The organism is Streptomyces sp. NK08204, from assembly GCF_020400585.1.
Taxonomy (GTDB): Bacteria; Actinomycetota; Actinomycetes; order Streptomycetales; family Streptomycetaceae; genus Streptomyces.
This window is the reverse complement of record NZ_JAINVF010000013.1, coordinates 119,957-145,996: the sequence shown is the minus strand read 5'-3', so window position 1 is coordinate 145,996 and position 26,040 is coordinate 119,957. Positions and strand designations below refer to the sequence as shown.

Below are 26,040 nucleotides of genomic sequence, written 5' to 3'. Positions count from 1 at the left end.
CCGGCCGCTCATCACGGTGTCCCCGGTGTCTCCTACACCCCCGCCGCCCCCAGCAGGCTGCCCGCCGCATACGTCACGCCCATCGCGAGCGCCCCGCCCATCACGTTGCGCACCACCGCCGGCCGCGGGGCCGCCGCGCCCAGCCGGGCGCTGGTCCACCCGGTGAGGACCAGAGCGGCGAGCACGGAGACGACCGTGACCGGTACCCGCCAGGCGGTCGGCGGCAGGACGATGGCCAGCAGGGGCAGCAGCGCGCCGACCGTGAAGGCCAGGAAACTCGCCCAGGCCGCGTGCCAGGGGTTGGCCAGTTCGTCGGGGTCGATGCCCAGTTCCACGCGCGCGTGGGCCCTGAGCGCGTCCCGCTCGGTGAGCTGCTCGGCAGCCTCCCGGGCGACCTGCCGGGACAGGCCGCGCCGCTCCAGCAGCTCGGTCAGCTCCACCAGCTCGGCCTCCGGCTGATCCCGCAGTTCCCGTCTCTCCATGGCCAGTGCGGCCCGCTCGGAGTCGCGCTGGGTGGACACGGAGACGTACTCCCCCGCCGCCATGGACATCGACCCGGCGAGCAGCCCGGCCAGTCCGGCGGTGAGCAGGGCGGAGCGGGCCTGGGTCGCGCCGGCCACGCCGACGACGAGTCCCGCGGTGGAGACGATGCCGTCGTTCGCGCCCAGCACGGCCGCCCGGAGCCAGTTCAGGCGGGAGCCCAGCGCCCCGCCGTGGGCCTCCTCATGGGTTGGTTCCATCACAGCACGGAGGATCGCACCCCGAGGCGCACCGGTGAGGCACCGACGCTCTCCGACGTGGCGTCACCACCACCGGGAGGCCCCGTTCCGGCCTCGCGCAGAAAAATCGATTGGCACGGGCTCGCGAGCTGGCTACCGTTCCTGATCGCGGGGGCGGCTCCGCAGGCGTGCTTCCTTCTCTCCCTTTCCATGGAATCGCAGCGCGCCCACTCTCCGCCTCCGCCTCGATCGTCTTCTTTCTCCGGGGGATTCCGCTTGTCCGTACAGGCGTCCGTGCTGCTCCGCCGCCTTCGTACCGTCTACGTCGACCAGGCCGGACCACGCCCGGGCGACCCGTCCACGGCAAAGGGCCTCGTCGCCCTCGAAGCCGAGCTGCTCGACCGGGGTTTCGTGCCCACGGCGCAGCTGCGCACGGCACTCGCCTGGCTCGGCCCCAGGGGGCTCGCGGACGCCGGCCGGCAGCTGATCGGACACCTGGACGCCGAACTGGGCGCGGACCGCACCCACATGCCGCTGTTCCGCAGCTTCCCGGCCTCCGTGCCCGACGACACCTTCCAGCTGTACGTCGACCGGGTCTTCACCCTGCTGTTGCAGTGGCCCGCTCAGCCCTGCGTGCTGTGCGGCACCGTGGGCAGCGTGCACCCGGTGGCGCCGTGCGCGCACCTGGTGTGCCGCGCCTGCTGGGACGGCGCGGACTACGCCGGCTGCCCGCTGTGCCACCGCCGGATCGACCCGGCGGACCCCTTCCTGGTTCCGCGCGAGCCCCGCCGCCCACGTGAGGTGCCGGTGGGTCCGCTGAAGCCGCTCGCGCTCGGCACCGACGTCTCGGCCGACACCGTGAAGGCGCTGCGGGCCCTGCTGGCCCGGCGCACTCCGCTGCCGCCGCAGGACCGTGACGACCTGAAGGTGCTGCTGGACCACGCGCCCACCGCCCTCGACTGGTTCCCGGACGACATCCCGGTCCGCGAGACCAAGGCCCTGGTGCTCGGCACACTGCTGCGCGACCGGCGCACGCGCGCGACGGCCACCAGGCTGCTCGGCACACACCTGACCACCGCGACGGACGTGCTGCGGCTGCTGTGCGTGTGGTCCGGCGGCGCGGCGGACCTGCTGGCGCCGCCGCGGCTGCGGTCGCTGCCCCGCGCGCTGCGCGGCCGGCTGCTCGCCCTGCTGGACTCCTACGCGGTGCCCTCGCTCGTGGAGGACGTGCTGCACCACCCGGGCCCGTGGAAGAGGGCCGCGGAAATCCTTCACCCCTTCGAGCACCATGCCCGCCACCCGCGCGCGGCCCTCGCCTTCGCCGTGCTGCGCGGCACGCCGGTCGGGCACGGCAGCACGGCCGACGCCCTGTGCGAGACCCTGCTGCACGCGGCGGCCGACCACCCGGAGGCCGTGCGGGTCAGCGGCGGCCGGATCAAGGCGGCCGGCTGGGGCGCGCGCGTGGAGCAGGCGCTGGCCGAGCGAGACGCGGACACCGCCCTGGCCCTGCTCGCCCAGCGGCCGGGCGAGCTGTTGCGCCGGCTGGACCATCTGCTGCGGCTGCGCGAACTCGACGCGCTGCCGGAGGAGTTCGCGAACGTCCTGCGGCGCGCGCTGCCCAAGGCGGGGCCCGGTCCGCTGCTCGCCGCGCTGGGCCGCCTGCGGATCCGGCATCTGCCCGGCGAGCGGCGGGTGTTCTTCCCGCGCGGGCAGGTGACGCGCGCGTACGCGGTCGAGGACACGCGGGCGCCGCTGGCCGAGGCGGTCACCAGGCGCGCGTGTGCGCTGCTGGAGGCGGAGGCGCTGCGCCGCCTCGCCGAAAGCCCCCGGTTCGAGCTGGCCGTGCTCGACGCGGCGCTCGCCGGTCTCGCGGTGCCGTCCGCCGAGCGCACCGCCGCCAAGGCGCTGGTGTCGGTGCCGCGCGGCAGCACCCAGCCGCTGCCCGAGGGCGAGGTGCTGCGGCTGTTCCTGCACTGGACCCAGCCCGCGCGCCAGCGCGTGGACCTGGACCTGTCGGTGGCGTTGTACGACGAGGACTGGGAGTTCGCCGGGCTGTGCGACTACACGAACCTCGTGTACGGCGACCGGTGGGCCGTCCACTCCGGCGACCTCACCTCGGCACCCGCGCCGGACGGCGCGACCGAGTACGTCGACCTGGACCTCACCGCGCTCGGCGAGCTGGGGGTGCGCTACGCGGTGCCGGTCGTCTTCAGCTTCAACAACATCCCGTTCGAGGAACTGCTCGACGCGTTCGCCGGTTTCATGGCGCTCCCGTCGGCCGCCGAGGGGGCGCGCGGCGCGGGGTACCACCCGCGTACGGTGCGGCAGCGCTACGACCTGGAGGGCGACTCGCGCATCCATGTGCCCATGCTGGTCGACCTGCGCCGCCGTACGTTCCTGTGGGCGGACCTGCACCTGCCGTCGGCGGACGGGTACCACAACGTGTACCGGCACAGCGCCGACCTGGGCTGTGCCGCCCGGGACCTGTTCCAGTACTTCGCGCACGGCCGTGCGACCCTGTGGGACCTGGCGGTGTGGCACGCGGCCGCACGGAGCGACGACGTGCTCGTCGTCCGGCGCGCGGACGGCGCGGACGCCGGCGACGAGCTGTGGCGCTACCGGCGGCACGCGGGGGAGCCGGACACCGCGTTCGCCGCGCGGGTGCGCGCGCTGGCGGAGCCGGAGCACCGGGAACCCGCGCGGGACGCGGCGGACGCGGACATGCGGGCGGCCGAAGCGGCGGCCGAGAAGCACGTGTTGCTCGCCATGGTGCACGGCGGGGTGGCGCCGCAGCGCGCGACCGGCGCGCTGTACCGCCTGCTGCCGGGCCCGGCCGACGGCTGTGGCCTGGACCAGCTGACGGCGGGGGACTTGGTCGCGGCGCTGGGGTGACAACGCCGCAGTGACCTGCGGCACGCACGCGTGTGCGGTGTCCGAGCGGCGGGCCGGGTGCGCGGGCGACGGGCGGCACCTGCGGGACGGCGCTGTCAGTCGTGGCCCGTATCCTCAGTGACCATGCTCGAAGACCGTGCGACCGCAGTGTCCTCCCCCGCCCCGTGGCCGGCCGCGTATCCGAACGGATACGCGGTCGTTGACGTGGAGACCACCGGCCTGGCCCGGGACGACCGGATCGTCTCGGCGGCCGTCTACCGGCTGGACGCGCGCGGCGAGGTCGAGGACCACTGGTACACGCTCGTCAACCCGGAGCGCGATCCGGGACCCGTGTGGATACACGGTCTGACGAGCGAGGTGCTGGAAGGAGCGCCGCTGTTCGCGGACATCGCCGAGGATTTCGCCGCCCGCCTCGACGGCCGGGTGCTCGTCGCCCACAACGCCGTCTTCGACTGGCAGATGATCGCGCGGGAGTACGCGCGCGCGAGGCGCGAGGCGCCGGTGCGGCAGCGGCTGTGCACCATCGCGCTCTCCAAGGAGCTGGGGCTGCCGTTGCCCAACCACAAGCTGGAGTCGCTCGCCGCGCACTTCGGGGTCGTCCAGCAGCGGGCGCACCACGCGCTGGACGACGCGCGCGTGCTCGCGGAGGCGTTCCGGCCCAGTCTGCGAGCCGCGGCGGCGGGCGGCGTACGGCTGCCGCTGCTGGAGTGCCGGCCGCTGAGGGAGTGGTCGGACTCCCCGCGGATCGGCCGGCAGGCGAGCGGCGGCTACGGCGATTACCGGCAGACCGGTTGGCGCCCGTCCCGCAAGCGGCCCGCGTGTCCCTACCCCAACCCCGGCCGCTACGAGGACGGCAAGCGCCTGAAGCAGGGCATGCGGGTGGCGTTCTCCGGAGACACCTCCGTCGACCGGGAACTGCTGGAGGACCGGGCCACGGAGGCGGGGCTGCACGTGGCCTCCAGCATCTCCCGGCTGACCAGCCTGCTGGTCACCAACGACCCCGACTCGGGCACCTCCAAGGTGGTCAAGGCGCGGCAGTACGGCACGCCGATGGTGGACGAGGCGGCCTTCGGGCAGCTCCTGCGCGATGTGGAGCCGGCCGGGGAACAGTGACCGTACGGACGGGTGATTGCCGCACGACTCGCCCGGCGCCCGCTCGCCGGGAGGGCGGCGACGGCTCACCCTGTGGCGCATGGCTAATTGCGAAGTTTGCGGCAATGACTACGGTATGACCTTCGAGGTCCACGCACAGGGTGCCGTCCATGTGTTCGACTGCTTCTCCTGTGCGATCCACCGCATGGCCCCCATCTGCGAGCACTGCAGGGTCTCCATCATCGGCCAGGGCATGGAGGCGGACGGCAAGTTCTACTGCGGCGCCCACTGCGCCCGCGAGGACGGAAAGGTGGGACTCGTCGACCGGGTGTGACCCGGTACCCGCCTGAATGCACCCCACGGCTCAGAGGTACCGTCGTGGGGTGCACCGCTACCGCTTCCTGCTGACCCGCCAGTGGGTGATCCTCACCCTCGTCGCGATCGCCCTGATCCCGACGATGATCAGGCTCGGCTTCTGGCAGCAGCACCGGTACGAGGAGCGCTCGGCCCGCAACGACCTGGTCTCCGCGGCACTGCACGCCAAGCCGGTGCCCGTGGAACGGCTGACCTCCCCCGCTCACGCCGTGACCCGCACCGAGAAGTACCGCACGGTCAGCGCGACCGGCCGCTTCGACACCGCCCGGGAGGTCGTGGTCCGGCGCCGGACCAACGCCGACGGCGAGGTCGGCTTCCACGTCCTGACCCCGCTCGTGCTGACGGACGGCAAGGTGGTGCTGGTCAACCGGGGCTGGATCCCCGCCGACGGCTCGCAGACCGCCTTCCCGAAGATCCCCGCCCCGCCGGCCGGCCAGGTCACGATCACCGGGCGGCTGAAGGCCGACGAGACGACAGCGGCGAGCGGCATCAAGAACGTCCGGGGGCTGCCGGACCGGCAGATCATGCTGATCAACAGCGAACAGCAGGCGCGGCGGCTGGGCGCGCAGGTGCTGGGCGGCTACATCGAGCAGACGGCACCCGAGCCGAAGGGCGGCTCGCCGGAGCAGATCTCCGACCCGGGCCGCGAGGACGCTCCGCTGAACTACGCGTACATGATCCAGTGGTGGCTGTTCGCCGCGGCCGTCCCGGTCGGCTGGTGGGTCCTGGTCCGGCGCGAGACGCGCGAGCGGGAAGCGGTCGCGGCCGAGGAGCGCGCGGAGAACACCGAACCGGCCACCGCCTGACCGCCCACCGGAACGGCCTCCCCCGACCAACCGTCCCCCGACGAACGGCCTTCCCTGACGGACCGTCCCCCGGCGGACGGCCTTCCCCCACGGACCGTCCCCCGGCGGACGACCTTCCCCGACGGGCAGCGGGGTCCCACGGCGACGGGCGCCCCTGCGACGGACTCCCTACGGCAGGCCCCCGACCGCGGGCACACGGGGGTGGGCTCCTCCGGCGGCGGGCACCCGACGACAGGCCCAGCAGCGCACGCCCGGCGGCGGGCCGCGCCGATCACGGACACCCGACCACAGGCCCCCAACACACCCCGAGCCGGCACACACCCGACCACAGGCACCCGACAACAGCCCCGACCCGCACGGCCCGAGCCCGCAGCCTCGCCGACCGCGAACGCCCGGCAGCAGACCCCGACACGCCCCGAGCCCGCAGACAACCGACACACTCCCGACAAGGCACGCCCAGCAGCGCACGCCCGGCGGCGGGCCGCGCCGATCACGGACACCCGACCACAGGCCCCCAACACACCCCGAGCCCGCAGACACCCGACCACAGGCACCCGACAACAGCCCCGACCCGCACGGCCCGAGCCCGCAGCCTCGCCGACCGCGAACGCCCGGCAGCAGACCCCGACACGCCCCGAGCCCAACAGACACCCGACACACTCCCGACAAGGCACGCCCAGCAGCCCCCGACGGACGCCCGACGCAGCTCCCCACCCGCGTGGCCCGAGCCCGCAGGCACCCCGTAGGACGCTCGCCACCGCTGCACGACCGCGGCGGCAGGCTCGTCGTCGAAACATCACTCCGCCGGCGCACCACCTGATTGGCCCCCTCACCGTCCGGGAAACCGGATCCCGTGAAGCCGCGCATCGAGGACTACGCCGTGATCGGGGACGAGCAGACCGCCGCGCTGGTCGGCCGGGACGGCTCCATCGACTGGCTGTGCCTGCCCCGCTTCGACTCCGCCGCCTGCTTCGCCAGACTGCTCGGGGACGAGGACAACGGCCACTGGCGGATCGCGCCGAAGAACGCGGGCACCTGCACCCGCCGCGCCTACCGGCCCGACACGCTCGTCCTCGACACCGAGTGGGACACCGACGAGGGCACGCTGCGCGTCACCGACCTGATGCCACAGCGTGAGCACGCCCCCGACGTCGTGCGCATCGTCGAGGGCGTCAGCGGCCGGGTCACGGTGCGCAGCACGCTCCGGCTCCGTTTCGACTACGGCTCGATCGTGCCGTGGATGCGCCGTGCGCAGGGCCACCGCGTGGCCGTCGCCGGCCCGGACTCGGTCTGGCTGCGCGCCGAGCCGCCCGTACGCACCTGGGGCGAGGACTTCAGCACGCACTCGGAGTTCACCCTCGCCGAGGGCGACCGGGTCGCGTTCGTCCTCACCTGGCACCCCTCGCACGAGCCGCGCCCCCCGCTCATCGACCCGTACGAGGCACTGAGCAGCAGCGTCACCGACTGGCGGCACTGGACGTCCCTGTGCCGTTACACCGGCCCCCACCGGGACGCCGTCGTCCGCTCCCTGATCACCCTCAAGGCGCTCACCTACAGCCCGACCGGCGGGATCGTCGCGGCGGCCACCAGTTCGCTGCCCGAGCAGCTGGGCGGCGTGCGCAACTGGGACTACCGGTACTGCTGGTTGCGCGACTCCACCCTCACCCTCGGCGCGCTGCTGGCCGCGGGCTACCACGATGAGGCCGAGGCCTGGCGCGACTGGCTGCTGCGCGCGGTCGCGGGCGACCCGGCCGACCTGCAGATCATGTACGGCGTCGCGGGCGAGCGGCGGCTGGCGGAGGTCGAGCTGCCCTGGCTGTCCGGCTTCGCCGGCTCCACGCCCGTACGGACCGGCAACGGCGCCGTCGACCAGCTCCAGCTGGACGTGTACGGGGAGGTGCTGGACTCGCTGTTCCTGGCCCGCAGGTCGGGTCTTCCCGCCAGACCGCACATGTGGGCCATCCAGCGCTCGCTGATGGAGTGGCTGCGGTCGTCGTGGCGGCAGCCGGACGAGGGCCTGTGGGAGGTGCGGGGCGGCCGGCGCCAGTTCGTGCACTCCAAGGTGATGGTGTGGGTGGCCGCCGACCGCGCCGTGCGGACCCTGGAGGAGCACCCGGACCTGCGCGGAGACATGGAAGGCTGGCGCAGGCTGCGCGACGAGGTGCACCAGGAGGTGTGCGAGAAGGGCTACGACGCCGAACGCAACACCTTCACCCAGTACTACGGCTCCCGGGAGCTCGACGCGGCGCTCCTGCTCATCCCGCGCGTCGGATTCCTGCCGCCCGACGATCCGCGGGTCGTCGGCACCGTCGACTCGATCCGCGACGAGCTGGGTCACGGCGGCTTCGTGCGCCGCTACGACACCGGGGACTCGAGGATCGACGGGCTGCCGAGCGGCGAGGGCGCCTTCCTGGCCTGCTCGTTCTGGCTGGCCGACGCCCTGCACATGACGGGCCGTACCGAAGAGGCCAGGGAGCTGTTCGAGCGACTGCTGGGCCTCGTCAACGACGTGGGGCTGCTCGCCGAGGAGTACGACCCGGTGGAAGGCTGCCATCTGGGCAACTTCCCGCAGGCGTTCAGCCACATCGCCCTGGTGAACACCGCCCTCACCCTGTTCGGGAGCGACGAGGCAGGATAGGGGCCATGGATCTTGGACTGAAGGACCGGGTGTACGTCGTCACCGGAGCCACGCGCGGGCTGGGCAACGCAACCGCGCGCGAACTCCTCGCCGACGGGGCGAAGGTGGTCGTCACCGGGCGGGACGGCGAGCGGGTCGCCGAGGCCGCCGCCGAGCTGGGCGAGGGCGCGGTGGGGGTGGCGGCGGACAATGCCGACCCCGAGGCGCCCGAGCGGCTGATCGCCGCCGCCCGCGAGCACTTCGGTGGCTTCGACGGCGTGCTGGTGAGCGTGGGTGGACCGCCGCCCGGGTTCGTCGCGGACAACACCGACGAGCAGTGGCGCGACGCGTTCGAGTCGGTGTTCCTCGGCGCGGTGCGGTTCGCCCGGGCGGCAGCGGCGGAGCTGGAGGACGGCGGGGTCATCGCGTTCGTGCTGTCCGGATCGGTGCACGAACCGATTCCCGGGCTGACCGTGTCCAACGGGCTGCGGCCGGGGCTCGCGGGATTCGCCAAGTCGCTCGCCGACGAGCTGGGACCGCGCGGGATCCGGGTGGTGGGGCTGCTGCCGTCCCGTATCGACACGGACCGCGTGCGCGAGCTGGACGGGTTGTCCGCGGATCCGCAGGCCACGCGGGCCGCCAACGAGTCGCGGATTCCGCTGCGGAGGTACGGCCGGCCGGAGGAGTTCGGGAAGGCCGCGGCGTTCCTGCTGTCTCCGGCCGCCTCGTATCTGACGGGCATCATGCTGCCCGTGGACGGCGGGATGCGGCACGGGTTCTGAGAGGCGCCGCAAACCCCGGCCCCTCAGCCGGACCCCCGGCCTCAAGTGGCCCCCTGCGCCGGGCGCCTGACCGGAACCGGACACCGGCCCGGTGACGGCCCTGGACGTCTTCACCCTCAGGCGTCGAGGCCCGCGCGGGAGTCCACGCCGGCGGCGGTCGCCTCCGGTGGAAGTACGCCTGCGACCCCCGGGGTTGCCCTGCTGACCCTGCCGCGCCGGCGCGTGCGTGCGGAACTGGCGGCGAGCGCGGCCCACCGGGCCGGTGGAGGTGGCCCGACGGGTCCGCGAGGCGGTGCGCGCGGCGTGGGGGGTCAGCCGGCGGTGGCCGTCCCGGTCACGGCAGTGGAGTGGAAGCGGGAGCCTCTGACCGCTGCTCGCTGTACCCGTCCGGTGCACGGCTCATTCGCCGACGCCCGCCAGGTCCCGCAGCCGCCGGGCCTGCGCAGCCCGCTCGGCGGCACGCTGCTCCTCGTACGTACGGCCGGTCGCACCACGCAGCAACGCCTTGGTCTCCACCACCGCATCCCGTGGCGCGGCCAGCAGCGCCGCCGCCAGGTCCCGGGCGGCCGCGTCGAGTTCGGCGGCCGGCACGGCGAGGTTGGCCAGGCCGCAGGCGACCGCCTCGTCGGCCTGGACGAACCGTCCGGTCACGCACATCTCGAGCGCCCGGGCGTAACCGACGAGACCGACCAGCGGGTGCGTGCCGGCCAGGTCGGGGACGATGCCGAGGCTGGTCTCGCGCATGGAGAACTGCACGTCGTCCGCGACGACGCGCAGGTCGCAGGCGAGCGCGAGCTGGAACCCGGCCCCGATGGCGTGCCCCTGGACGGCGGCGACGGACACGATGTCGTTACGCCGCCACCAGGTGAACGCCTCCTGGAACTCGGCGATAGCCGCGTCGAGCCCGGCGTCGTCACGACGCGCGAGATCGGTGAAGGACAGCTCGCCCGGGATCCCCTCCGGGGTGAACATCTGCAGGTCCAGCCCGGCGGAGAACGACTTGCCCTCGCCGCGCAGCACCACGACACGGACGGAGCCCGGCAGCAGCCGGCCGGCCTCGGTGAGCGCCCGCCACAGGGCGGGGCTCTGCGCGTTGCGCTTGGCCGGGTTGGCCAGCGTCACCGTGGCGAGTGCGTCGTCGACGGTGAGCCGTACACCGTCCTTGTCGAGTACAGGAGCGAGGTCCTGGTCGGGCGAAACCATGGGGCGCCTCCGATGGGTGCAGTCGTCACGCATGCCGTGGGGCACGCTCAAGTGACTGCACAGTAACCACCCGGCCGGTCGGTCCGCCGACCGGGTGGCCACCATCGAAGCCGGTGGGCCGCCCGCGTCAGGACGTCGCGGCCTTCTTGCCTCGGGTCGCTCCGCCACGCCCACGCAGCGTGACGCCCGACTCGCTGAGCATCCGGTGTACGAAGCCATACGAGCGGCCGGTCTCCTCGGCCAGCGCCCGGATGCTCGCACCGGAGTCGTACTTCTTCTTCAGGTCTGCCGCGAGCTTGTCGCGCGCGGCGCCGGTCACCCGGCTGCCCTTCTTCAGAGTCTCGGCCACCCGTGCCTCCTCATGGGAAGTGCGCTCTGGTCTCCTCATGATCACCCCTTCGCGGCGTGATGGCCACCCATTCGGCAAGGTCGGTGAGACATCGTTGTGACGACAGGAGCGCGTCCCCACATACGGAATCCGCTGTTCCATGGGGTGGCGCCCATGGGGCTGAACGAGTGGATTCGCGAAGCAGCAGGTCAGGGACGCGAAGCGGCCGATCCCTTGGCAACGCCGGGACCGGCCGCGAAATCGGTGTACGACACACGCCGATACGAGGAGATCTCACACAGATGATGGATCACGGATCGGCCGAATGATCCATACCCAGTGGATCAGGCTTTCGATCAAGCCAGGGCGACGAGATCCGCGTAGTCGGCGCCCCACAGGTCCTCCACGCCGTCCGGCAGCAGGATGATCCGCTCCGGCTGGAGCGCCTCCACGGCGCCCTCGTCGTGGGTGACGAGGACGACCGCGCCCTTGTAGGTGCGCAGGGCGCCGAGGATCTCCTCGCGGCTGGCGGGGTCGAGGTTGTTGGTCGGCTCGTCGAGCAGCAGGACGTTCGCGGAGGAGACGACCAGCGTGGCGAGAGCGAGCCGGGTCTTCTCGCCGCCGGAGAGGACCCCGGCCGGCTTGTCGACGTCGTCGCCGGAGAACAGGAACGAGCCCAGCACCTTGCGCACCTCGACCAGGTCCATGTCGGGGGCGGCCGAGCGCATGTTCTCCAGGACCGTGCGGTCCGGGTCGAGGGTCTCGTGCTCCTGGGCGTAGTAGCCGAGCTTGAGGCCGTGACCGGGGACGACCCGGCCGGTGTCGGGCTCCTCCACCCCGCCCAGCAGCCGCAGCAGGGTGGTCTTGCCGGCGCCGTTGAGGCCGAGGATGACGACCCGCGACCCCTTGTCGATGGCCAGGTCGACGCCCGTGAAGATCTCCAGCGAGCCGTAGGACTTCGACAGGTCCTCGGCCATCAGCGGCGTCCTGCCGCAGGGCGCGGGCTCGGGGAAGCGCAGTTTGGCCACCTTGTCGGACATCCGGACCTCTTCGAGGCCGGCGAGCAGCTTCTCGGCGCGGCGGGCCATGTTCTGCGCGGCGACCGTCTTGGTGGCCTTGGCGCGCATCTTGTCGGCCTGCGCGTTCAGCGCGGCGGCCTTCTTCTCGGCGTTGGCGCGCTCCCGCTTGCGGCGCTTCTCGTCGGCCTCGCGCTGCTGCTGGTACAGCTTCCAGCCCATGTTGTAGATGTCGATCGTGGAGCGGTTGGCGTCCAGGTAGAACACCTTGTTGACGACGGTCTCGACCAGGTCGACGTCGTGGGAGATGACGATGAACCCGCCGCGGTAGGTCTTCAGGTAGTCCCGCAGCCAGATGATCGAGTCCGCGTCGAGGTGGTTCGTCGGCTCGTCCAGCAGCAGTGTGTCGGCGTCCGAGAACAGGATGCGGGCCAGCTCGACACGGCGGCGCTGACCGCCGGAGAGGGTGTGCAGGGGCTGGCCGAGGACCCGGTCGGGCAGGTTGAGCGCGGCGGCGATCGTGGCGGCCTCGGCCTCGGCGGCGTAGCCGCCCTTGGTGAGGAACTCGGTCTCCTGGCGCTCGTACTGCTTGAGGGCCTTTTCGCGGGTGGAGCCCTTGCCGTTGGCGATGCGCTGCTCGTTCTCGCGCATCTTGCGGATCAGCAGGTCGAGGCCGCGCGCGGAGAGGATGCGGTCGCGGGCGAGGACGTCGAGGTCGCCGGTGCGGGGGTCCTGCGGGAGGTAGCCGACCTCGCCGGAGCGGGCGATCTGGCCGGCGGCCGGGATGCCCTCGCCGGCCAGGCACTTGGTGAGGGTGGTCTTGCCGGCGCCGTTGCGGCCGACGAGTCCGATGCGGTCACCCTTGGCGACACGGAAGGTGGCGTTCTCGATGAGGATGCGCGCACCGGCGCGCAGCTCGATACCGGAGGCGGAGATCAAGGACAGACTCCAGGGCGTACAGGATGGGCGGGTGGGCGGCTGAGGACGTTCCCGCCGTCTAATGCGCGAGGAGAATGGCCATGCGGCAATTCTAACGGGGCTGTGCAAGCGGTTTTTCTGGGTCCGCGCGTACGGCGTTCCTCACCCTCGGGCCACCACAGCGCCGGTGCGGGCGGAACGGGCAGCACCCAGCCCGCGGGACGAGCCCGTCCTCCGGAGCGCGGCTGCTCTGCATGGCGGGCACGGGCGGCGGACGGCCGGGCATCTGCCCGACGGCGCCGTACGAGGGGGCGCGGGCGGCGATCGAGCAGCTCACCGAGGCCCCGGGTTTCACCGAGCTGTCGGTGTACGCGACCGAGGACGGCATGGTGATGCACGCCGAGCCGGTCCAGGGCAGCGGCGTGGTGGTGATCGGCTCCAAGGGCCGCGGCGGCCTCTTCGACGCGGGGATGGAGGACGCGGGCCCCGCCGGGGTGTACGTCGTCGTGGACGTCGCCGACGCCCACCACCGGCGGGCGGTGGAGCACGGGGTGGAGAACTGACGCCTGGGCGCCCGAGCCTCCTATCCCCCGGTGTGCACCTGGAACGCGGCCCGGCGCACCGCCTTGGCCAGGGCCGGGTCGGGGTGGGCGGCGGCCAGCGCGACCAGCACCTGCACGGTGCGCGGATGGCCGACGGCACGGACCTCCTCCAGCAGCGCGGGGACGGTGGGCTGCACCGCGGACTCCAGGTGCCGAACCAGCATCGGCGCCTCGCCGTGGTCGGCGACGGCGGCGGCGGTGTCCACCCACAGCCAGGTGGCCTCCTCCCGGGTGAGGACCTCATGGGCGTCCTCGGGGTCGACCCCGTCGTGCTCGGCCAGCCAGAGCAGGGCGTACGGCCGCAGGGCGGGCTCGTCCACGACCGCGCGCACATCGGGCTCGGCGGGAGCGCCGACCACGCGCAGCGCCTCGAAGGCGAGACCGCGCAGCAGGGCGTCGTCGCCGCGTGCGGCGTCGACGAGTTCACCGACGGCGCTGCCCACGGGACGGGCGGCGAGCCAGGCGCGGTACTCGGCTCGGGCCGCGTTGGGGCGGAGCTGGGCGCAGCCGCGGAGCATGTCCTCGGCGGACTGCTCGATGTTGCCGGCCGGACTCTGCGCGGCCACGCAGATCTGCTCCAGCTTGACCCACACCGCCCAGCTGCCCAGCGGCGTGAGCGTGGCCTGGCCGGCGCCGTAGGTCAGGGCGCCTACGGAGGCGAGGGCCCTCAGGGCCCAGTCGAGCAGGGGGGCGAGCCGGGTGCCGACGGCGGGCGCGGGTTCCGCCGGGCGCGGGCGCGTGCCGGTCTCCTCGGTCCGGGGCCCGTAGGACACCTCGCAGCGTTCGGTGCGCAGCTCGGTGACGCGCTGCTGGAGCAGGTCGAGCAGCTGCTCGACCGGGACGGGGCCGGCGGAGAGCTGGAGGAAGGAGAGCACCTGGGGCATGGCCGAGACGACCTCGGCGACCGCGGCGGGCTCGTGGTCGGCCGGTTCCGGGTAGGCGAGCGACCAGGCGTCGAAGAGGGCGACCCAGCCGCGCAGTACGGCGCTGTCGTCCCGGTCCCAGGCGCGCAGCCGCCAGCCGGGGCGCGCGCTGCCGCCGTGCACCTCGACGAGTCCGGCGAGGCGGGCGATGTCCCAGTCGCTGCGGACCTGGGCGGTGGGCAGGCCCAGGTCGGCGGCGGCGCGCTCGGCGGTGGTGTCCGAGAGCGTGGCCTTGCCGTCGGCGCTGTCGCGGCCGGGACCGAGGGCGGTGTCGGCCCAGCGGGCGACGCGGACCGCGCCGGCCAGGCCGGTGCGTGCCATCCGGGCCAGTTCGGCGGGGGCCGGGGTGCCCTCGGGCGGCCGGGGCGCGGGGCGGCGTGGGCGCCGCTGGTTCACAGCTCTGGGGGCGGCGGCCAGGGGTCGCGGTCGGACAAGTCGGAGCCTGGAGTCGCGCGGGATACGGGACGTCACGGGTGCAGTCTTCCGGTTGACGGTCCGAAAACCCAAACGGAATGTCACGGGGGGCGACGGGGCTGGCCAAGGCACAGGGCGGCACAGGGCGCGGTCGTGGGAGAGGACCCGTGGACGGCCCCGGTCCCGCGGCCTCAAACGGAACGCCGCGGCGGAAGTGCGGAGGGGGTCACATCAGCGGGGTCAGGAACCGGCGCAGGCGTTCCTCGTACGCCTCGGGGTCGGCGTTCCACATCGCGGCGTGCGGGGCGTGCCGCACGGTGTTCAGGGCGACCCGGTCGGGGTGGCGGGCGGCGAGGCGGCGGGAGTACCGCCACGGGGCCACGGTGTCGTCCGGGCCGTGCATGATCAGGGTGGGCGCGGCGACGCTGCCGGAACCGGCGAGTCCGGCGACCTGGTCGGCGTGGAGTCCGGCCCGGCCCTGCGCGGCCCGCACCGCGAGCGGCAGCAGCGGTTCAGGGGTGCCCCGGGCGTGCGCGAGGGCGCGCAGCGTGGCCTCCCAGCTGAGCACCGGCGAGTCCAGGACCAGCCCGGCGACGCGCTCGCGCACCGGGGAGTGCTCGGCGGCGCGCAGGGCCATGGTGGCGCCGGTGGACCAGCCGAGCAGGACGACACGGCGGGCGCCGTAGCGGACGGCGTAGCGGATCGCCGCGTCCACGTCGCGCCACTCGCTCTCGCCGAGATGGTTGAGCCCGTCCGGCGGGCGCGGGGCGCCGAGGTCCCCGCGGTAGGCGAGCGCGAGCACCGGCAGGCGGCGCTCGTGCAGGAAGCCCATGAGGTTCATGGCGTGCTCGCGGGTGGTGCCCAGGCCGTGCACCGCGATCACCCAGGTGTCCCGCTGGCCGGGCACGAACCAGGCGGGCAGGGTGCCGAGTTCGCCGGGCACGTCGATGTCGGCGTGGTCGAGGCCGAGCGCGGTGCCCGGGTTGCCGACGTACACGTTCGGGGTGAGCCACACCGCGTCGCCGGGGGCGAGCGTGCCGTGCGTGACGCGTTCGAGGCGGCGTACGACGGTGTCGGCGGTGTGCTGGGCCGCCGTCAGCACGGGGCCGACGACCGCGTGCGAGCCGTCACCGGCGAGGCCGTAGCGGCCGGGGCGCAGGGAGGCCAGGTCGCGGGTGAGTGCGATCTGGCCGGCCGCCGTGGCGTGCACGGTCAGCCGGGGCTCGGTGGGCAGGGGGCGGCCCGCGGGCGCCTTCAGGGCGGCGTCGCTGGCGAGCCGGCCGGCGGCCACGGATGCCGCGCCGGCGGCCAGCACCGCGGTCACCGCGGCGGCGGTCGCTTTGACTGGGTGCACGGATCCAGTGTCGTGGCGCTCGGCGGCACCGGCCAGTGGAGGGCGGGGCGAGGCGGTGTCCGTCGTGGTGGGCGGCGTTGGGACACCACCGGGAACCCAGGCCGTGGCCGGGCGCCGGCGCGGCGGACGGAAAGCGGCGCGGACCCACGGGGAGGACGGGCCCGCCGGGCGGCGGACGGACCGCGGCGACGGTCGCCTTCACGGGCCGGGAGGCTTCACCTCCGCTGCCCGTACCCCTTGAGGCGTTCCGCCACCTCCGCAAGCTGTTCCTCGGTCAGCAGGGACGGGGTGAGGCCCGGGACCGAGGACGCCGTCAGCCACAGGCGGCACATCCACTCCAGCTGGGCGGTGCGGTCGTAGGCCTGGTCGAGGGTGCTGCCGTAGGTGATGGTGCCGTGGTTCTGCAGGAGGCAGCCGGAGCGGCCGTCCAGCGCGCGGAGCATGTTGTCGGCCAGCTCGTCCGTGCCGTAGGCGGCGTAGGGGGCGACGCGGACACCGCCGCCGAGGGCGCTGGTCATGTAGTGGATCGGCGGCAGCTCGGGCACGAGGGTGGAGACGGCGGTGGCGTGCACGGCGTGGGTGTGGACGACGGCACGTGCGTCGGTGGTGCGGTGGACGGCGAGATGCATGGGCAGCTCGCTGGTCGGCACCAGCGTGCCGAGGACCTGCCGTCCCGTGAGGTCGACGCCGGTGATGTCGTGCTCGGTGAGCCGGTCGTAGGGCACGCCCGACGGCGTCACCAGCACGATGTCCCCGACGCGGGCGGAGACGTTCCCGGACGTGCCGACGACCAGCCCGTCGGCGACGGTCCGGCGGGCGGTCGCGACCAGCGCCGCCCAGGCGCTCGCCAGTTCTGTTTCCTCTTGCGGCCCTGCCGCTTCTTCCGCGTGCCGGCGCTGTTCGGTCATGCGGTGATCCTGCCAGTCGTACCGCCGAACGGGCGGACGCGGCGGTGACACGCCCGTGACCAGCGCCGGCCGGTCCGTCGAAGAGCATTCAATGATCTTTCCTGCCCGCCGGACGGGGTCCGCCCGTCCGCTGGACCCCGGAGAGACCCATGGCTCGTGACCGCACCCTCTTCCGCCGTGGTGCCGCAGTCCTCGTGGCAGCCACGGCCGCATTCGCCCTCACGGGCACCGCGACCGCGGCCAGGGGGCCGTCGGCGGCGGTGACCGGCCTGCCCCGGGGGCACGACGTGTCGTCCCACCAGGAGCAGGTGGACTGGCCGGAGGCGAGGTCCAGGGGGGCGCGGTTCGTCTACGTGAAGGCGACCGAGTCCACGGGCTACGTCAACCCCTACTTCGCCCGGCAGTACGAGGGGGCGCGCGCGTCGGGTCTGATCCGGGGCGCGTACCACTTCGCGCGGCCGGACAGGTCCTCGGGCGACCGGCAGGCCGCGTACTTCGTGCAGCACGGCGGTGCATGGCGGGCGGACGGCTGGACGCTGCCGCCCGCGCTCGACATCGAGTACAACCCGTACGACAGCAAGCACGAGTGCTACGGGCTGAGCAGCACGCGGATGGTCGACTGGATCCGGTCCTTCAGCGACGAGGTCCGGCGGGAGACCGGCCGCCGGCCGGTGATCTACACGACGGCCCACTGGTGGCGGAGCTGCACCGGCGACAGCCGTGCCTTCGCCGGCGACCACGCGCTGTGGATCGCCCGTCACGGCACCTCGGGGCCGGGGGCACTGCCGGGCGGGTGGCAGGGATGGACGTTCTGGCAGTACGGCGCCGACGGCGGGCTCCCGGGTGACCAGAATCTCTTTCACGGGTCGGCGGCCCGGCTGAGGGCGTTCGCACTCGGCCTGTCCCCAACGGGCGCCTGGGGTGCACGGCCCGACCGGAACCCCGATCCCCTGTTGTAGCCACCATGACGCCCGCTTGAGTTCACCTTCCGTTCACCCAGGTTGCCTACGGTCCAACAGCCAATGACCTCGAACGATTGCCTGGGTAAATGGAAAACTTCTCGCTGATCCTCGCGATTGTGGTGGTGACCGCACTCGCGTTCGATTTCACGAACGGTTTCCACGACACCGCCAACGCGATGGCTACGACCATCTCGACCGGTGCGCTCAAGCCCAAGGTCGCGGTGGCCATGTCCGCCGTGCTCAACCTTGTGGGCGCTTTCCTCTCCGTGGAGGTCGCCAACACGATCTCCAAGGGTCTCGTCGACGAGGGCGGTATCCGTCCCGAGGTCATCTTCGCCGCCCTGGTCGGCGCGATCCTCTGGAACCTGCTGACCTGGCTGGTCGGGCTCCCCTCCAGCTCGTCGCACGCCCTGATGGGCGGGCTGATCGGCGCCACCGTCGCCTCCGCCGGCTTCGGCGCCGTCCACGGTGACGTCCTGGTCACCAAGGTGCTGCTCCCCGCGGTCGCCGCCCCGGTGGTGGCCGGCCTCGCCGCGATGCTCGCCACCCGCTTCTCCTACGGCATCAGCAGGAACGCCGACGCCGAGGCCACCCGCAAGGGCTACCGCGTCGGCCAGATCGCCTCCGCCGGCCTGGTCTCCCTCGCGCACGGCACCAACGACGCGCAGAAGACGATGGGTGTCATCACCCTCGCGCTGATCGCGGGCGGTTCCATCGCCCCCGGCTCCAACCCTCCCACCTGGGTGATCCTCTCCGCGGGCCTGGCCATCGCGCTCGGCACCTACATCGGCGGCTGGCGCATCATCCGCACCATGGGCAAGGGCCTGACCGACCTGGCGCCGCAGCAGGGCTTCGCCGCCCAGACCAGCGCCGCCACCGCCATCCTGGCCTCCTCCCACCTCGGCTTCTCCCTCTCCACCACCCACGTCGTCTCCGGCTCGGTGATGGGCGCGGGCCTGGGCCGCAAGGGCGGTGTGGTCCGCTGGTCCACCGCGACCCGCATGGCCGTCGCCTGGGTGCTCACCCTCCCGGCCGCCGCGCTGGTCGGCGCGGGCGCCGAGTCCGTCACCGACCTCGGTGACTGGGGCACCGCCGTCGTCGCCGTCTTCCTGGTCGCAGCGAGCGCCGCGATCTGGAAGTACTCCCGCCGCGAGGTCATCGACCACAGCAACGTCAACGAGGTCGACACCGCTGCGGAGCCGGCCGGCGTGGTGACCACCGCCATCGCCGCCGTGACCCCGCCCCCGGCGGGCACGGTCGCCGAGGGCCTGACGGCCGGCCTCCCCACCCAGGCCGCCGAACCCGCCGCCTCCGCCGCCCCGGCGACCCCGCCGGCCGCCGCGGTCTGACCTCGAGCACCCGGTTACTGAAGGAAGCATCATGAAGATCGACTGGGCGGCCCTCGGCTCCGTCTTCGGCGTCAGCCTCGTATTCACCGTCGGCCTGGTGACCCTGTTCACCCTGGGCGTCAACGGCCTGTCCCGCCGGGAGAAGGCCGCGGCGCAGGGCGGCTCCGCCACCCTGGCCGTCACCGGCGCCTACGTCTGCTTCGCGGCCTGCGCGGCGGCGGTGGCCTACGGCATCCACCTGATCGTGGCCAAGGCCTGACCGACCCCAGGCCTGGGTCCGACCGACCGTTGGAAGGCTCCCTTCCGGTGTGCTCCGGAGGGGAGCCTTTCGCATGCCCGGACACCGTCCATGTGGGCCTCAGCACACTCTCCCCGCGCAGGTCAACAGCAAGTTGACGGCCCTTCCGGGCACGTGGTGGACTGCCCAGGCCATGTACGGCGGCGCGAGAGGAAGCCGGTGCGAATCCGGCGCGGTCCCGCCACTGTCACCGGGGAAGAACTCCCCGGGAGCCAGGAACTCTCACCGCCGGATCTCGTCGAACCAGGGCGTGGACACCCTGAGTGAGGACACGTATCGCGATGCTCGGCTGCCGATCGAGAACCACCGCCAGGACCGCCGCCGCTCCCGTGGCCGGCTGAACCGATGGGCGCCGATCGCTCTCGCGCACACGGCCGCTCCTACGCCTACGGCGCCGCCGCCGGCCTCCTCGGTGATCTGCTCCTCGGCGATCCGCGCCGCGGGCATCCGGTCGCCGCGTTCGGCCGGGCGGCAACAACCGTGGAACGCGTGCTGTGGCGCGACCACCGCGGCTGGGGCGCGCTGCACACCGCCGTCTGCGCGGGCGGCGCCGTCGCGCTCGGCGCCGCGGCCGAGCACGCCGTACGCCGCTCCCCCGCCGCCACCGTCGCGCTGACCGCCGCCGCCACCTGGGCCGTGCTCGGAGGCACCTCGCTGACCCGGGAGGCCCGGACCATCGGGCGCGCCCTCCAGGCCGGGGACGTCGAGGCGGCGCGGGCGCGGCTGCCGCATCTGTGCGGCCGGGATCCGCAGGCCCTCGACGCCGACGGGATCGCGCGCGCGGTGGTCGAGTCGGTCGCCGAGAACACCTCCGACGCGGTCGTGGGCGCCCTGGTGTGGGGTGCCGTGGGCGGAGTGCCGGGGCTGCTGGGGTTCCGGGCCGTCAACACCCTGGACGCGATGGTCGGTCACAAGTCGCCCCGGCTGCGCCGCTTCGGCTGGGCCTCCGCCCGCCTCGACGACCTCGCCGGCTGGCCGGGCGCCCGGCTGACCGCCGCACTCGCGACCGTCGCCGGACCCGACCCGCGCGGCGCCGTCCGGGCGTGGCGGGCGGACGCGCACCGGCACCCGAGTCCCAACGCCGGGCCCGTGGAGGCCTCGTTCGCGGGGGCGCTCGGCGTGCGCCTCGGCGGGACGCTCTCCTACGGCGGACGCGTCGAGCACCGGCCCGTGCTCAACGGGGACACCGGGCGCGCTGTGAAGGTCACCGACATCGACCGGGCCGTACGGCTCTCCCGCCGCGTCGGTCTGCTCGCGCTCGGCGCCACGGTCGCCGGGCGCCTTCTCCTGAAGGGACGTGGGAAATGAGCGGTGGTGGACTCCTCGTCGCCGGCACCACCTCCGACGCGGGCAAGAGCGTCGTGACGGCCGGGATCTGCCGGTGGCTGGTGCGCCAGGGCGTCAAGGTCGCGCCCTTCAAGGCGCAGAACATGTCCCTCAACTCCTTCGTGACCCGCGAGGGCGCGGAGATCGGGCGGGCGCAGGCCATGCAGGCCCAGGCGTGCCGGATCGAGCCGACCGCGCTGATGAACCCCGTCCTGCTCAAGCCCGGTGGTGAACAGAGCAGCCAGGTGGTGCTGCTGGGCAGGCCGGTGGGCGAGATGAGCGCACGCGGGTACCACGGCGGGCGCCAGCAGCGGCTGCTCGGCACGGTCCTGGACTGCCTGGCCGAGTTGCGGGGCACGTATGACGCGGTGATCTGCGAGGGGGCCGGTTCGCCCGCCGAGATCAATCTGCGGCGGACCGACATCGTCAACATGGGGATCGCGCGGGGCGCGCGACTGCCCGTGCTCGTCGTCGGCGACATCGACCGCGGCGGCGTCTTCGCCTCCTTCTTCGGCACTCTCGCCCTGCTCTCGCCCGAGGACCAGGAGCTGGTCGCCGGGTTCCTGGTGAACAAGTTCCGCGGCGACGTGAGCCTGCTGGAGCCGGGGCTGGACATGCTGCACGGGCTGACCGGGCGGCCCGCCTACGGGGTGCTGCCGTTCCGGCACGGACTCGGCATCGACGAGGAGGACGGACTCCGGGTGTCCCTGCGCGGGACCGTGCGGGAGTCGAACGTCGCCCCGCCCGTAGGCGAGGACGTCCTGCGGGTGGCCGTGTGCGCGGTTCCGCTGATGTCCAATTTCACGGACGTGGACGCGCTCGCCGCCGAACCGGGCGTCGTGGTGCGGTTCGTGGACCGGCCGGAGGAACTGGCCGACGCCGACCTGGTGGTCGTGCCGGGCACGCGCGGCACCGTACGGGCCCTGGAGTGGCTGCGGGAGCGGCGGCTGGCGGAGGCGCTCGTCGACCGGGCGGCCGAGGGGCGGCCGATCCTCGGCATCTGCGGCGGCTTCCAGGTCCTCGGCGAGCACATCGAGGACGACGTCGAGTCGCGCGCCGGGCAGGTACCGGGCCTCGGGGTGCTCCCGGTGCGCGTGCGGTTCGCCCGCGAGAAGACCCTCACCCGGCCGGTGGGGGAAGCCCTCGGCGAGCACGTCGAGGGGTACGAGATCCATCACGGGGTCGCCACGATCGAGGGCGGCAACCCCTTCCTGGACGGCTGCCGCGTCGGCCAGACCTGGGGCACCCACTGGCACGGCTCACTGGAGTCGGACGGATTCCGGCGGGCCTTCCTGCGCGAGGTGGCCGCCGCCGCGGGCCGCCGCTTCGTACCGGCCCCCGACACCTCGTTCGCCGCGCTGCGCGAGGAGCAGCTCGACCGGCTCGGCGACCTGATCGAACAGCACGCGGACACGGACGCGCTCTGGCGGCTCATCGAGTCGGGCGCGCCACAAGGACTGCCTTTCATTCCACCGGGAGCGCCCGCATGAGCACAGTGTTGTTGTTGTCGACCGCCGACACCGATCTGCTGGCGGCCCGGGCCTCCGGCGCCGCGTACCGCATCGGCAACCCGACCCGGGTCGACGTGACCGCCGAACTGCCGGAACTGATCGAGGGCGCGGACCTCGCCGTCGTACGGCTGCTGGGCGGCAAGCGCGCCTGGGAGGACGGGCTGGCCGCGCTGCGGGCCTCCGGCATCCCGACCGTGCTGCTGGGCGGCGAGGCCGTGCCGGACGCCGAGCTGATGGCCGAGTCGTCCGTCCCGGCGGGCGTCGTGGCGGAGGCGCTGAAGTACCTGGTCGAGGGCGGCCCCGCGAACCTGGCCGAACTGGCCCGGTTCCTCTCCGACACCGTTCTGCTGACCGGCGAGGGCTTCGAGGAGCCGCGCACGATGCCGGAGTACGGCGTGCACGGCTCGTACGAGATCAGGGCCGGCCGTCCCACCGTCGGTGTGCTCTTCTACCGGGCGCACGAGCTGAGCGGCAACACCGCCTTCGTGGACACGCTGTGCGAGGCGATCGAGGCGCACGGCGCCAACGCCCTTCCCGTCTACTGCGGTTCGCTGCGCGGCGCGGACGCCGGGCTGTACGAGATCCTCGGCCGGACCGACGCCCTGGTCGCCACCGTCCTCGCCGCCGGCGGCACGCACGCCTCGCAGGCCTCGGCGGGCGGTGACGAGGAGGCCTGGGACATCGGGGCGCTGGCCGACCTCGACGTGCCGGTGCTGCAAGGGCTCTGCCTGACCTCCTCCCAGAGCGCCTGGGAGGAGTCCGACGCCGCCGTGTCCCCCATGGACGCGGCGATGCAGGTGGCGATCCCCGAGTTCGACGGACGGATCATCACCGTGCCGTTCTCCTTCAAGGAGCAGGGGCCGGACGACGTGCCGGTGTACGTCGCCGACCCCGAGCGGGCCGGGCGCGTCGCCGGAATCGCCGTACGTCACGCGCGGCTGAAGCACAAGGCGAACGCGGACAAGAAGCTGGCGCTCGTCTTCACCGCCTACCCGACCAAGCACTCCCGGGTCGGCAACGCGGTGGGCCTGGACACGCCCGCCTCGGCGGTCCGTGTCCTGGACGCCCTCAGGGACGCCGGCTACGGCCTCACCGCCTACCCCGACAACGGCGACGAGCTGATCCACCGGCTCATCGAGGCCGGCGGCCACGACGTCGAGTGGCTCACCGAGGAGCAGCTGGCGGCGGCGCCCGCGCGGGTGCCGCTGGCCGACTACCGGGCGTGGTTCGACACGCTCGACCCCGAGCTGCGCGACGCCATGCTTCAGGCGTGGGGCGAGCCGCCGGGCAGCCTCTACGTGGACGGCGACGACATCGTCCTCGCCTCGCTGCAGTTCGGGAACGTCGTCGTGATGATCCAGCCGCCGCGCGGCTTCGGCGAGAACCCGATCGCGATCTACCACGACCCCGACATGCCGCCCTCGCACCACTACATGGCGGCGTACCGGTGGCTGGAGAACAGCTTCGGCGCCGACGCGATCGTGCACATGGGCAAGCACGGCACGATGGAGTGGCTGCCGGGCAAGGGCCTGGGGCTGTCGCGCGGCTGCGCGCCGGACGCCGTCCTCGGCGACCTCCCGCTCATCTACCCGTTCATCGTCAACGACCCCGGTGAGGGCACCCAGGCCAAGCGCCGCGGCCACGCCACCGTCGTCGACCACCTGGTGCCGCCCATGGCGCGCGCCGACACCTACGGCGACCTGGCCAAGCTGGAGCAGCTGCTGGACGAGTACGCGCTCGTCTCCGACCTGGACCCGGCCAAGGCCCCGGCCGTCCGCGCCCAGATCTGGACCCTGGTCAAGGCTGCCGAACTGCACCACGACCTGCACGTGGACGAGCAGCCGGACGACGACGAGTTCGACGAGTTCGTCATGCACATCGACGGCTACCTGTGCGAGATCAAGGACGTGCAGATCCGTGACGGCCTGCACATCCTCGGCGGCGGTCCGGTCGCCGAGCCGCGCGTGAACCTGGTCCTCGCCGTGCTGCGCGCCTCCCAGGTGTGGGGCGGGCAGGCGAACGCGCTGCCGGGGCTGCGGGCCACGCTGGCCGAGCACTTCGGGCTCGTGGAGAAGGAACTGCTGGCCGAGCCGGGCGCGCCGGTGAAGGTGCCGGTGGAGCTGACGGACCTGGTCGAGGGCCCGTCCCGGACGGCCGCCGACGCGATCGACCTGCTGGAGCAGCTGTGCCGGCGGATCGCCGAGGGCATGGAGGCCCGCGACTGGGCGATCGCCGAGGCCGCGCCGCTGGTCCGCGAGGTCCTGAGTGTCGAACTGCCGGACGCGGTGGCCGTGCTGGAGTTCGCCTGCACCGAGGTGGTCCCGCGGCTCGCGCGGACGACCGACGAGATCGGCCACATCCTCAAGGCTCTGGACGGCGGTTACGTCCCGGCCGGCCCCTCCGGCTCGCCGACCCGCGGTCTGGTCAACGTGCTGCCGACCGGCCGGAACTTCTACTCGGTCGACCCCAAGGCCATCCCCTCCCGGCTGAGCTGGGAGGTCGGCCAGTCGCTCGCCGACTCGCTGGTGCAGCGGTACCTCCAGGACACGGGCGAGTACCCGCAGTCCGTCGGCCTCACGGTGTGGGGTACGTCCGCCATGCGCACCCAGGGCGACGACATCGCCGAGATCCTGGCCCTGCTGGGCTGCCGCCCGGTGTGGGACGACGCCTCGCGGCGGGTGACGGGCTTCGAGGTGATCCCCCTGGCGGAGCTGGGCCGGCCGCGCATCGACGTCACGGTCCGTATCTCCGGCTTCTTCCGGGACGCCTTCCCGCACGTCGTCGGGCTGATCGACGACGCGGTGCGGGCGGTGGCCGAGCTGGACGAGCCGGCCGAGCAGAACTTCGTGCGGGCGCACGCCGACGAGGACACCGCCGAGCACGGCGACCGGCGGCGCGCCACGGCCCGTATCTTCGGCTCCAAGCCCGGCGCGTACGGCGCGGGTCTGCTGCCGCTGATCGACGCCCGCAACTGGCGCAGCGACGCCGACCTCGCCGAGGTGTACGCGGTGTGGGGCGGTTACGCGTACGGACGCGGGCTCGACGGGCGGGCGGCGCGCGGCGACATGGAGACGGCGTTCCGGCGGATCGCGGTGGCGGCGAAGAATGTCGACACCAGAGAACATGACATCGCGGATGCCGACGACTACTTCCAGTACCACGGCGGCATGGTCGCCATGGTCCGGCATCTGACCGGTGCCAACCCGGAAGCGTACGTAGGTGATTCGGCCGTGCCGGATCAGGTGAGGACGCGGACGCTGGGCGAAGAGACGCACCGCGTCTTCCGTGCCCGTGTCGTCAACCCGCGCTGGATGGCGGCCATGCGCCGGCACGGCTACAAGGGCGCCTTCGAGATGGCGGCGACCGTGGACTACCTGTTCGGCTACGACGCGACGGCGGGTGTGGTCGACGACTGGATGTACGAGAAGCTGGCCGGCGAGTACGTCTTCGCCCCGGAGAACCGCGAGTTCATGAAGCGCTCGAACCCATGGGCGCTGAGGGGCATCACCGAGCGTCTCCTGGAGGCGGCGGACCGCGGGCTCTGGGCGGAGCCGGACCAGGAAACGCTGGACCAGCTCCGGGCGACCTACCTCGAACTTGAGGGAGATCTGGAGGGCGACCAGTGAGCGCCCCTGAGAGCCCCGC

At 73.2% G+C, this 26,040-nt stretch carries 19 protein-coding genes, 1 pseudogene and 1 riboswitch; of the genes and pseudogenes, 13 read left to right on the top strand and 7 right to left on the bottom strand.

Translation table 11 applies throughout. The annotated features are described in order from the left end of the window. Positions 1–32: 32 nt before the first annotated feature. A complete protein-coding gene (locus K7G59_RS21035; RefSeq protein WP_225836447.1) occupies positions 33–743 on the bottom strand; it encodes a VIT family protein in 711 nt (236 codons plus the stop codon). A 252-nt stretch (positions 744–995) separates the two neighbouring features. Here K7G59_RS21035 and K7G59_RS21030 point away from each other — a divergent pair, with 252 nt between their 5' ends. From K7G59_RS21030 to K7G59_RS21005, 6 genes are all read left to right on the top strand, one after another. Continuing rightward, positions 996–3,611: an MXAN_6230/SCO0854 family RING domain-containing protein gene (locus tag K7G59_RS21030; RefSeq protein WP_225836445.1), complete on the top strand. Its 2,616-nt coding sequence runs from the start codon at positions 996–998 to the stop codon at positions 3,609–3,611. Positions 3,612–3,734: 123 nt separating this feature from the next. After that, positions 3,735–4,724, top strand: coding sequence for a DEDDh family exonuclease (locus tag K7G59_RS21025; protein WP_225836444.1), 990 nt, complete (start codon positions 3,735–3,737; stop codon positions 4,722–4,724). Between the two features lie 79 nt (positions 4,725–4,803). Further along, positions 4,804–5,037, top strand: coding sequence for a hypothetical protein (locus K7G59_RS21020; protein ID WP_225836442.1), 234 nt, complete (start codon positions 4,804–4,806; stop codon positions 5,035–5,037). A 16-nt stretch (positions 5,038–5,053) separates the two neighbouring features. Continuing rightward, positions 5,054–5,884, top strand: a complete 831-nt coding sequence (locus K7G59_RS21015; RefSeq protein ID WP_225836441.1) for an SURF1 family protein — start codon at positions 5,054–5,056, stop codon at positions 5,882–5,884. An 853-nt stretch (positions 5,885–6,737) separates the two neighbouring features. Beyond that, positions 6,738–8,522, top strand: a complete 1,785-nt coding sequence (locus K7G59_RS21010) for a glycoside hydrolase family 15 protein (protein WP_225836439.1) — start codon at positions 6,738–6,740, stop codon at positions 8,520–8,522. 5 nt (positions 8,523–8,527) lie between these two features. Further along, positions 8,528–9,283: an SDR family oxidoreductase gene (locus K7G59_RS21005; protein ID WP_225836437.1), complete on the top strand. Its 756-nt coding sequence runs from the start codon at positions 8,528–8,530 to the stop codon at positions 9,281–9,283. 399 nt (positions 9,284–9,682) lie between these two features. Here K7G59_RS21005 and K7G59_RS21000 read toward each other — a convergent pair whose 3' ends face one another. From K7G59_RS21000 to abc-f, 3 genes are all read right to left on the bottom strand, one after another. Next, a complete protein-coding gene (locus K7G59_RS21000; RefSeq protein WP_225836436.1) occupies positions 9,683–10,486 on the bottom strand; it encodes an enoyl-CoA hydratase/isomerase family protein in 804 nt (267 codons plus the stop codon). A gap of 127 nt (positions 10,487–10,613) precedes the next feature. After that, on the bottom strand, positions 10,614–10,835 hold the full coding sequence (locus tag K7G59_RS20995) for a helix-turn-helix domain-containing protein (RefSeq protein WP_010355597.1): 222 nt from the start codon (positions 10,833–10,835) through the stop codon (positions 10,614–10,616). A 335-nt stretch (positions 10,836–11,170) separates the two neighbouring features. Next, positions 11,171–12,769: a ribosomal protection-like ABC-F family protein gene (abc-f, locus tag K7G59_RS20990; protein ID WP_225836434.1), complete on the bottom strand. Its 1,599-nt coding sequence runs from the start codon at positions 12,767–12,769 to the stop codon at positions 11,171–11,173. A 233-nt stretch (positions 12,770–13,002) separates the two neighbouring features. Here abc-f and K7G59_RS20985 point away from each other — a divergent pair. Further along, a pseudogene (locus tag K7G59_RS20985) lies at positions 13,003–13,305 on the top strand (extradiol dioxygenase); the annotation flags it as partial. A gap of 26 nt (positions 13,306–13,331) precedes the next feature. On the opposite strand, the gene K7G59_RS20980 reads toward K7G59_RS20985, so the two are convergent. The 3 genes from K7G59_RS20980 to K7G59_RS20970 form a co-directional block, all read right to left on the bottom strand. Beyond that, positions 13,332–14,744, bottom strand: coding sequence for a hypothetical protein (locus tag K7G59_RS20980; protein ID WP_225836432.1), 1,413 nt, complete (start codon positions 14,742–14,744; stop codon positions 13,332–13,334). A gap of 169 nt (positions 14,745–14,913) precedes the next feature. After that, a complete protein-coding gene (locus K7G59_RS20975) occupies positions 14,914–16,041 on the bottom strand; it encodes an alpha/beta hydrolase (protein ID WP_225836430.1) in 1,128 nt (375 codons plus the stop codon). 215 nt (positions 16,042–16,256) lie between these two features. Continuing rightward, positions 16,257–16,949 (bottom strand): class II aldolase/adducin family protein, encoded by a 693-nt coding sequence (locus K7G59_RS20970; protein WP_225836428.1) that lies wholly within the window; start codon positions 16,947–16,949, stop codon positions 16,257–16,259. Between the two features lie 149 nt (positions 16,950–17,098). On the opposite strand from K7G59_RS20970, the gene K7G59_RS20965 reads away from it, so the two are divergent. The 6 genes from K7G59_RS20965 to cobN all read left to right on the top strand — a co-directional run bounded on the left by K7G59_RS20965 (position 17,099) and on the right by cobN (position 26,021). Beyond that, the gene (locus tag K7G59_RS20965) at positions 17,099–17,908 is read left to right on the top strand and encodes a lysozyme (RefSeq protein WP_225836426.1); all 810 of its coding nucleotides are present in this window, start codon (positions 17,099–17,101) and stop codon (positions 17,906–17,908) included. 89 nt (positions 17,909–17,997) lie between these two features. After that, a complete protein-coding gene (locus K7G59_RS20960) occupies positions 17,998–19,260 on the top strand; it encodes an inorganic phosphate transporter (protein ID WP_225836424.1) in 1,263 nt (420 codons plus the stop codon). A gap of 31 nt (positions 19,261–19,291) precedes the next feature. After that, positions 19,292–19,519 (top strand): hypothetical protein, encoded by a 228-nt coding sequence (locus K7G59_RS20955; protein WP_225836423.1) that lies wholly within the window; start codon positions 19,292–19,294, stop codon positions 19,517–19,519. 140 nt (positions 19,520–19,659) lie between these two features. Continuing rightward, positions 19,660–19,803: riboswitch (cobalamin riboswitch) on the top strand. 100 nt (positions 19,804–19,903) lie between these two features. After that, positions 19,904–20,866 (top strand): cobalamin biosynthesis protein, encoded by a 963-nt coding sequence (locus tag K7G59_RS20950; protein ID WP_225836412.1) that lies wholly within the window; start codon positions 19,904–19,906, stop codon positions 20,864–20,866. Next, complete coding sequence (locus tag K7G59_RS20945; RefSeq protein WP_225836410.1) at positions 20,863–22,374, top strand: cobyric acid synthase; 1,512 nt, start codon at positions 20,863–20,865, stop codon at positions 22,372–22,374. The genes K7G59_RS20950 and K7G59_RS20945 overlap by 4 nt, the downstream gene beginning before the upstream one ends. Continuing rightward, positions 22,371–26,021: a cobaltochelatase subunit CobN gene (cobN, locus tag K7G59_RS20940; protein WP_225836408.1), complete on the top strand. Its 3,651-nt coding sequence runs from the start codon at positions 22,371–22,373 to the stop codon at positions 26,019–26,021. The genes K7G59_RS20945 and cobN overlap by 4 nt, the downstream gene beginning before the upstream one ends. The last annotated feature ends 19 nt before the right edge of the window (positions 26,022–26,040 follow it).

Excerpts from the sequence above, each read along its gene's own strand:
- K7G59_RS20945 (WP_225836410.1), top strand. The coding sequence starts at position 20,863 with ATGAGCGGTGGTGGACTCCTCGTCGCCGGCACCACCTCCGACGCGGGC.
- K7G59_RS21015 (WP_225836441.1), top strand. The coding sequence starts at position 5,054 with ATGCACCCCACGGCTCAGAGGTACCGTCGTGGGGTGCACCGCTACCGC.
- K7G59_RS21000 (WP_225836436.1), bottom strand. The coding sequence starts at position 10,486 with ATGGTTTCGCCCGACCAGGACCTCGCTCCTGTACTCGACAAGGACGGT.
- K7G59_RS20965 (WP_225836426.1), top strand. The coding sequence starts at position 17,099 with ATGGCTCGTGACCGCACCCTCTTCCGCCGTGGTGCCGCAGTCCTCGTG.
- K7G59_RS20960 (WP_225836424.1), top strand. The coding sequence starts at position 17,998 with ATGGAAAACTTCTCGCTGATCCTCGCGATTGTGGTGGTGACCGCACTC.
- K7G59_RS20970 (WP_225836428.1), bottom strand. The coding sequence starts at position 16,949 with ATGACCGAACAGCGCCGGCACGCGGAAGAAGCGGCAGGGCCGCAAGAG.
- K7G59_RS20950 (WP_225836412.1), top strand. The coding sequence starts at position 19,904 with ATGGGCGCCGATCGCTCTCGCGCACACGGCCGCTCCTACGCCTACGGC.
- cobN (WP_225836408.1), top strand. The coding sequence starts at position 22,371 with ATGAGCACAGTGTTGTTGTTGTCGACCGCCGACACCGATCTGCTGGCG.
- K7G59_RS20955 (WP_225836423.1), top strand. The coding sequence starts at position 19,292 with ATGAAGATCGACTGGGCGGCCCTCGGCTCCGTCTTCGGCGTCAGCCTC.
- K7G59_RS21025 (WP_225836444.1), top strand. The coding sequence starts at position 3,735 with ATGCTCGAAGACCGTGCGACCGCAGTGTCCTCCCCCGCCCCGTGGCCG.
- K7G59_RS21020 (WP_225836442.1), top strand. The coding sequence starts at position 4,804 with ATGGCTAATTGCGAAGTTTGCGGCAATGACTACGGTATGACCTTCGAG.
- K7G59_RS21005 (WP_225836437.1), top strand. The coding sequence starts at position 8,528 with ATGGATCTTGGACTGAAGGACCGGGTGTACGTCGTCACCGGAGCCACG.